Origin of the sequence: Dietzia sp. DQ11-71 (genome assembly GCF_014144995.1) — a bacterium.
GTDB classification, from domain to species: Bacteria; Actinomycetota; Actinomycetes; order Mycobacteriales; family Mycobacteriaceae; genus Dietzia; species Dietzia kunjamensis.
Genome location: NZ_JAALDT010000289.1, coordinates 1 through 7,230, shown reverse-complemented (window position 1 = coordinate 7,230; position 7,230 = coordinate 1). Strand labels below are relative to the sequence as shown.

At 71.0% G+C, this 7,230-nt stretch carries 9 protein-coding genes; all 9 read left to right on the top strand.

Features of this window, described 5'->3' with window-relative positions; translation table 11 throughout:
* On the top strand, positions 1-295 hold a 295-nt coding region (locus G6023_RS10755; protein ID WP_182635464.1), incomplete at its 5' end, for a copper transporter.
* A 58-nt stretch (positions 296-353) separates the two neighbouring features.
* On the top strand, positions 354-2,183 hold the full coding sequence (locus G6023_RS10750; RefSeq protein ID WP_182635462.1) for a CTP synthase: 1,830 nt from the start codon (positions 354-356) through the stop codon (positions 2,181-2,183).
* A gap of 5 nt (positions 2,184-2,188) precedes the next feature.
* Entirely contained in the window at positions 2,189-2,758 is a 570-nt protein-coding gene (locus tag G6023_RS10745) for an NUDIX domain-containing protein (protein ID WP_163375740.1), read from the top strand.
* Positions 2,759-2,774: 16 nt separating this feature from the next.
* Entirely contained in the window at positions 2,775-3,725 is a 951-nt protein-coding gene (locus G6023_RS10740) for a site-specific tyrosine recombinase XerD (protein ID WP_182635460.1), read from the top strand.
* A 102-nt stretch (positions 3,726-3,827) separates the two neighbouring features.
* Positions 3,828-4,703: a ParA family protein gene (locus tag G6023_RS10735; RefSeq protein ID WP_182635466.1), complete on the top strand. Its 876-nt coding sequence runs from the start codon at positions 3,828-3,830 to the stop codon at positions 4,701-4,703.
* Between the two features lie 7 nt (positions 4,704-4,710).
* Positions 4,711-5,556: a segregation and condensation protein A gene (locus G6023_RS10730; protein WP_374220828.1), complete on the top strand. Its 846-nt coding sequence runs from the start codon at positions 4,711-4,713 to the stop codon at positions 5,554-5,556.
* Positions 5,547-6,260: an SMC-Scp complex subunit ScpB gene (gene scpB, locus G6023_RS10725; protein ID WP_182635458.1), complete on the top strand. Its 714-nt coding sequence runs from the start codon at positions 5,547-5,549 to the stop codon at positions 6,258-6,260. The genes G6023_RS10730 and scpB overlap by 10 nt, the downstream gene beginning before the upstream one ends.
* Positions 6,261-6,267: 7 nt before the next feature.
* The gene (locus G6023_RS10720) at positions 6,268-7,026 is read left to right on the top strand and encodes a pseudouridine synthase (RefSeq protein ID WP_182635455.1); all 759 of its coding nucleotides are present in this window, start codon (positions 6,268-6,270) and stop codon (positions 7,024-7,026) included.
* A partial coding sequence (locus tag G6023_RS10715; protein ID WP_182635453.1) for a (d)CMP kinase occupies positions 7,023-7,230 on the top strand: 208 nt, incomplete at its 3' end. The genes G6023_RS10720 and G6023_RS10715, both read left to right, overlap by 4 nt.

Here is a 7,230-nt window from a genome sequence, read left to right as displayed (position 1 = left end):
CGAGGAATCGACCGGGGTCCGTGTCGCCGCCCTGGCCCGCACCCTCGACGGCGAGGGCGCCGGCGCGGTGGTCGCGGTGCGGACGGGCGACTCCGGGGGACGCGACGCGGTCAGCATCCTGCGGTCCTCGGCGGAGGAGGACGTCTCGACCATCGATGACGCCGGTACCGAGGCGGGACGTCTGGCGACGACGCTGGCGCTGGCGGAGCAGCTCGACGGTGGGCAGGGTCACTACGGGCTGAGGCCGGACGCGACCGCCGCGGCGCCGTCGCTCCCCCCGACGCCGGAGCGGTGATAGCCTGAAGCCCCGTGGGGTGCACCGGAGCCACACCAGCATTCATCCATTCCGGCGTATGGACACGGGAGTCCCCTTGGCACTGAACCGAACCGCATCGCGGTCCGAGACCAAGCACATCTTCGTCACCGGCGGCGTGGCGTCGTCGCTGGGCAAGGGGCTCACCGCCTCGAGTCTCGGGCAGTTGCTCACCGCCCGCGGTCTCCGCGTGACCATGCAGAAGCTGGACCCGTACATCAACGTGGACCCCGGCACGATGAACCCCTTCCAGCACGGTGAGGTGTTCGTCACGGAGGACGGCGCCGAGGCCGACCTGGATCTCGGTCACTACGAGCGCTTCCTCGACCGCGACCTGGACGCGAAGGCCAACGTCACCACCGGGCAGGTGTACTCCGCGGTCATCGCCAAGGAGCGCCGCGGCGAATACCTCGGTGACACCGTGCAGGTGATCCCGCACATCACCGACGCGATCAAGGACCGCATCATCGCGATGGGCGACCCCGATGACCAGGGGCGCCGCCCCGACGTGGTCATCACCGAGGTCGGTGGGACCGTCGGTGACATCGAGTCCCAGCCCTTCCTCGAGGCGTGCCGGCAGGTCCGCCACGAGGTGGGCCGCGAGAACATCTTCTTCCTCCACGTGTCCCTGGTTCCGTACCTCGCGCCGTCGGGTGAGCTCAAGACCAAGCCCACCCAGCACTCGGTGGCGGCGCTGCGCTCGATCGGCATCGTCCCCGACGGGTTGATCCTGCGCTCGGACCGGGACGTCACCGACGGGCTCAAGGCCAAGATCGCGCTGATGTGCGACGTGGACCTCGAGGGCGTCGTGTCCACCCCGGACGCCCCGAGCATCTACGACATCCCCAAGGTGCTGTTCAGCGAACACCTCGACACGCACGTCATCCGGCGTCTCAACCTGCCGTTCCGGGACGTGGACTGGACCGTGTGGGGCGACCTGCTCCAGCGCGTCCACGAGCCGCGCGAGGAGGTCGAGATCGCCCTCGTGGGCAAGTACATCGACCTGCCCGACGCCTACCTCTCCGTCACCGAGGCACTGCGCGCCGGCGGCTTCGCGCACCACGCCCGGGTGAACATCCGGTGGGTCGAATCCGATGCCTGCACCACCGAGGCCGGCGCGCGCGAGGCGCTCCGTGGTGTGGACGGCATGCTCATCCCCGGCGGGTTCGGTATCCGGGGGATCGAGGGCAAGCTCGGCGCCATCTCGTGGTCCCGCAAGAACCGCATCCCGCTGCTCGGGCTGTGCCTCGGTCTCCAGTGCTCGGTGATCGAGGCTGCCCGCTCGGTCGGGCTCGAGGGCGCCTCCTCCACCGAGTTCGACCCCGATGCCGAGCACCCGGTCATCTCGACCATGGCCGATCAGGTGGACGCGGTCGCCGGCAACGCCGACCTCGGCGGCACCATGCGTCTGGGCTCCTACCCGGCCACGCTCACCAAGGGCTCGGTCGTGGCCGAGGCGTACGGGTCCACCGAGATCACCGAGCGTCACCGCCACCGCTACGAGGTCAACAACGCCTACCGCGACAGGATCGCCGAGTCCGGCCTGCAGTTCTCGGGGACCTCCCCGGACGGACACCTGGTCGAGTTCGTCGAGTACCCGCACGAGCAGCACCCGTTCTTCGTCGCCACCCAGGCTCACCCGGAGTACAAGTCGCGTCCGACCCGCCCCCACCCGTTGTTCGTCGCGTTCATCAAGGCCGCGCTCGACTACGAGAACGAGATGCGACTGCCCGTCGAACCGTGGCGCACCGGTCAGAGCGGGGACACCGGCCCGGAGACCGTGGACGCACCGGACGCCAAGACGTCCAGCGTCCGTGCCGACGAGGTGGAGACCGAGACGGCCTCCGACCCCCGCGCGGACGGGAGCTGACCGGCGTGTCCGAGCGCGGTGCCCCCGGGACGCACGACTACCGCACCGTCGCGAGCCGTGAGATCTTCGACGGCCGCGTCGTGCGGCTGCGCGTGGACACCCTGACCATGCCGGGCGGGGGCACCGCGGACCGGGAGATCTGTGGGCACGACGACGCCGTCGCGGTGATCGCCCTCGACGACGACGACCGGATCACCCTCGTCCGGCAGTACCGGCACGCCGTGGGGGAGCGACTCTGGGAACTGCCCGCAGGGCTGTGCGACGTCGACGGCGAGGAGCCCCTGGCGACCGCGCGCCGTGAGCTCGTCGAGGAGACCGGCCTCGAGGCCGAGCACTGGCGCCCGGTCATCGAGATGGTCCCGTCCCCGGGGTTCTGCACGGAGCGCGTCCACGTGTACCTGGCCACCGGACTCCGGCAGGTCGAGCGCCCGGAGGCGGAGCACGAGGAGGCGGACATGGAGGTCGCGCGCATGCCGTTCGCCGAGGCCGTCGACGCCGTGCTGGACGGCCGGATCGTCAATGGTATCGCCGTGGCCGGCATCCTCGCGGCCCACTCGGTGATCGACCGGTCCTGACGGGATCGGACCCCCGGTGACCTCGGAGGGCGGCGCCACCGTGCAGATCCGCGGGTATCTGGACCACCTCGCCGTCGAGAAGGGGGCCTCGGCCCACACCCTGGCCGCGTACCGCCGCGACCTGGAGAAGTACCACCGCTATCTCGCGGCTTCGGGCGTCGACGACCTGACGTCCGTGACCGAGGCGCACGTGGAGGAGTTCCGCACCCGGTTGGCCACCGCCGACCCGGACGAGGGACGGAAGGCCCTGGCCCCCAGCTCGATCGCGCGGACCATGGCGGCGGTCCGCGGTCTCCACCGGTTCGCCACCCGTGACGGGGTGACCGCCCTCGACGCGGCCGCCGCCGTCACCCCGCCCCGTCCGCCGCGGCGGCTCCCCAAGGCACTGCCGGTCGACCGGATGATCGCGGTGATCGAGGCGGCCGGCGCCACCGAGACGGACACCGACCCCGCACGCCTGCGCGACCGCGCGATGCTCGAGTTGCTCTACGCCTCCGGTGCCCGGGCCGCCGAACTCGTCGGGCTCGACGTCGACGACCTCGACGGTCTCGACCACCCGGACGGTGGAGCGGTGATCCTGCGGGGCAAGGGTGGTAAGGAGCGGGTCGTCCCGGTCGGGCGTCCGGCGTGCGAGGCGGTGGGGGCCTATCTGGTGCGTGCCCGACCCGCGCTCGCCACCCGAGGGGGCCCGGCCCTGTTCCTCAACGCCCGCGGTGGGCGCGTCACCAGGCAGACCCTGTGGAACGTGGTGTCGGTCGCGGCCCGACGCGCCGGTGTGCAGCAGGACGTCTCACCACACTCGTTCCGGCACTCGTTCGCTACCCATCTCCTCGACGGCGGGGCGGACATCCGTGTGGTCCAGGAGCTGCTGGGACACTCCTCGGTCACCACCACGCAGGTGTACACCCTCGTCACCGTCGACACGCTCCGAGAGGTCTGGGCCGAGTGTCACCCCCGGGCACGGTAACGTGACCGTGGATACGGCCCGGCGCGCTCGAGACTGCACGCTCGAGACGGCACGGGTGAGACGGCGAGGAGAGGAGATGCGGTGGCGCTGAACACTGGGGCGATGGACCCCGCGTTGTTCTCCCGCGCCGAGCTCCTGGGCGCCGACGACCCGGCGGCCGGTGAGGGATTCTCCGCGATCCCCGAACCGGAATCGCTGTCCACACACGGGCCCGCCGTGGTGTTGTCGATGTGCAACCAGAAGGGCGGCGTCGGCAAGACCACCAGCACGATCAACCTCGCCGCGGCACTGGCGGAGTACGGCCGCAGGGTGCTCGTTGTGGATCTCGATCCCCAGGGGGCGCTGTCCGCGGGCCTGGGCATCCCGCACCACCAGCTCGATCTCACCGTCTATAACCTGCTCGTGGACAACTCCGTGTCGACGGAGGAGGTCCTGGTCCGGACCCGTGTCGAGGGCGTGGACCTCATCCCCGCCAACATCGACCTGTCGGCCGCGGAGATCCAGCTCGTCAACGAGGTCGGTCGCGAGCAGGCGCTGGGCCGCGCCCTGTACCCGGTCCTGGACCGCTACGATTTCGTCCTCGTCGACTGCCAACCGTCGCTTGGCCTGCTCACCGTCAACGCGCTGGCGTGCTCGGACGGCGTGCTCATCCCCATGGAGTGCGAGTACTTCTCGCTGCGCGGGTTGGCGCTGCTGACGGACACGATCGACAAGGTCCGCGACCGCATCAACCCCCGACTGCACCTCACGGGCATCCTCATCACGATGTTCGACCGTCGGACGGTCCACGCCCGCGACGTGCTCAGCCGGGTCGTGGAGGTGTTCGGAGACAAGGTGTTCGACACCCTCGTCACCCGCACCGTCCGGTTCCCGGAGACCACCGTCGCCGGCGAGCCGATCACCACGTGGGCTCCGAAGTCCGCGGGTGCGCAGGCCTACCGCGCCCTGGCGCGCGAGGTCATCCAGCGCGGCAGGTGACCGGGCGGTGACCGGCGTCGGGCCCCCGTCGGGTCAGGACCCGGTCGGGTCGGCGACGGAGGTCGGGGACCCGCGGGCGTTCACCGTCCACCTGACCAACTTCACCGGTCCGTTCGACCTGCTGCTGGGGCTCATCGACTCCAAGCGCCTCGACGTCACGGAGGTGGCCCTCCACGCCGTCACCGACGAGTTCATCGCGCACACCCGCCGCCTGGGCACGGAGGCCGGGCTCGAGGAGGTCACCGAGTTCCTGGTCGTCGCGGCGACACTGCTCGACCTCAAGACGGCCCGACTCGTCCCGTCCGGCGAGGTCCAGGATCCCGAGGACCTGGCCCTGCTGCAGGCCCGGGACATGCTCTTCGCCCGCCTGCTGCAGTTCCGGGCGTTCCGTCAGGTCGCGGAGCTGTTCGGTGAGCTCGACCGCACCGCGCGGCACGCGTATCCGAGGACTGCCGGGCCCGACGAGGAGTTCCTGGGACTGCTCCCCGAGGTGGAGCTCGGGGTGGATCCCGACCAGTTCGCCACCATCGCCGCGGTCGCGTTCCGGCCGCGGCCGGTCGACGAGGTGGGGGTGGGGCACATCCACGCCCCCGTCGTCTCGGTCCCCGAGCAGGCGGGCCGCGTCCTGGAGCTGTTGAAGTTCCACGGCGAGGGTCGGTGGGTGGACTTCCGCGACCTGATCACGGGGTGTGACGACTCCCTCGTCGTCGTCGCCAGGTTCCTCGCCCTGTTGGAGTTGTACCGGGCGCGCGCGGTCGCGCTCGCCCAGGACGAGGCACTGGGGGACCTGTTGGTGAGCTGGACGGGCGGGGACGCCGACGAGGTGACGAAGGGACGGGACGAATGGACGTGAGCGACGTGACGGAGCCCCGGGACCCCGAGCCGGAGGGATCGATGGGGGACGACGACGAGCGCGGTGGGCCGGAGTCGGACGGGCCGCCTCTGCGGGCCAGACTCGAGGCCCTGGTGCTGGTGGTGGACCAGCCGACACCGGAGGGCCTGCTGGCCGCGGCCGCCGGGGCGACGGTCGCCGAGGTCGACGCGGAGTTGCGGGCGTGGAGGGACGAGCTCACCGCCGCGGGGAGCGGGATGGACCTGCGGCGCACCGGGGACGGGTGGCGTCTCTACACCCGCCGAGACCTGGCGCCGTACGTGGAGCGACTCCTCACGGACGGCACGAGGTCCACCCTGACCCGGGCCGCGCTGGAGACCCTGGCCGTGATCGCCTACCGGCAGCCGGTCACCCGGTCGCGGGTCGCGGCGGTCCGCGGGGTGAACGTCGACGGCGTGATGAGGACGCTCGTGGCGCGCGGGCTGGCGGTGGAATGCGGCACAGATGCGGACACCGGGGGCATCCTGTATAGGACCACAGAGCTATTTCTGGAAAGATTGGGACTCACGTCGCTCGACGAGCTGCCGGACATCGCCCCGTTGCTGCCGGATGTCGACCTGGTCGACGAGATGAGCGACGACCCCGCGGACGATCCGCGGATCCCACTGGGGCGGCGTCGAACCGCGGCGCCCGACCCCACACCCCGAGACGACGAAGAGATGTGACGTTTTCATGACTGAATCCGCTGGCCGAGACGGCGCACCGGTCCGCCTACAGAAGATCCTGGCCCAGGCCGGGGTCGCCTCCCGCCGCGCCTCCGAGGAGCTCATCGCCCGCGGAAGGGTCGAGGTCGACGGCAAGAAGGTGCGCGAGATGGGCATCAAGGTCGACCCCGCGACCGCCGTCATCCGCGTGGACGGCACCCGCATCGTCCTGGACGACACCCTGGTCTACCTCGCGCTGAACAAGCCCCGGGGTTACCACACCACCATGTCCGACGAGAAGGGTCGGCCGTGCGTCGGCGACCTCGTCGCGGACCGCGTGGACGCCGGGCAGCGACTGTTCCACGTCGGGCGTCTCGACGCCGAGACCGAGGGTTTGCTCCTGGTGACCAACGACGGCGAGCTGGCGCACCGTCTCATGCACCCGTCCTACGAGGTGTCCAAGACCTACATGGCGACCGTCACCGGCGTCGTGGGCAAGGGCGTCAACAAGCAGCTGCGCGCCGGGGTGACCCTGGAGGACGGACCCGCCAAGGTCGACCAGTTCTCGATCCTCGACATCCACGACGGGCGCTCGCTGGTCAAGGTCGTGCTCCACGAGGGTCGCAAGCACATCGTCCGGCGGCTGCTCGCCGAGGTCGGGCACCCGGTCGAGGCGCTCGTCCGGACCCGGTTCGGGGCCATCGCGCTCGGTGACCAGCGCGCGGGCACCTTCCGCAAGCTGGGCCGCAAAGAGGTCTCCGACCTGTACGAGGCGGTAGGCCTGTGAGCGCCCCGAGCGCCCCGGCCGCGCGTCGACGTATCGCGATCGACGGCCCCGCCGGCACCGGGAAGTCCACCCTGGCCCGCACCCTGGCACGGCGTATCGGCGGCGCGTACCTCGACACCGGCGCGATGTACCGGGTGGCGACCCTGCAGATCCTGCGCGCCGGGATCGACCCGGAGGACGCGGCCGCCGTGATCGCCGCGACGG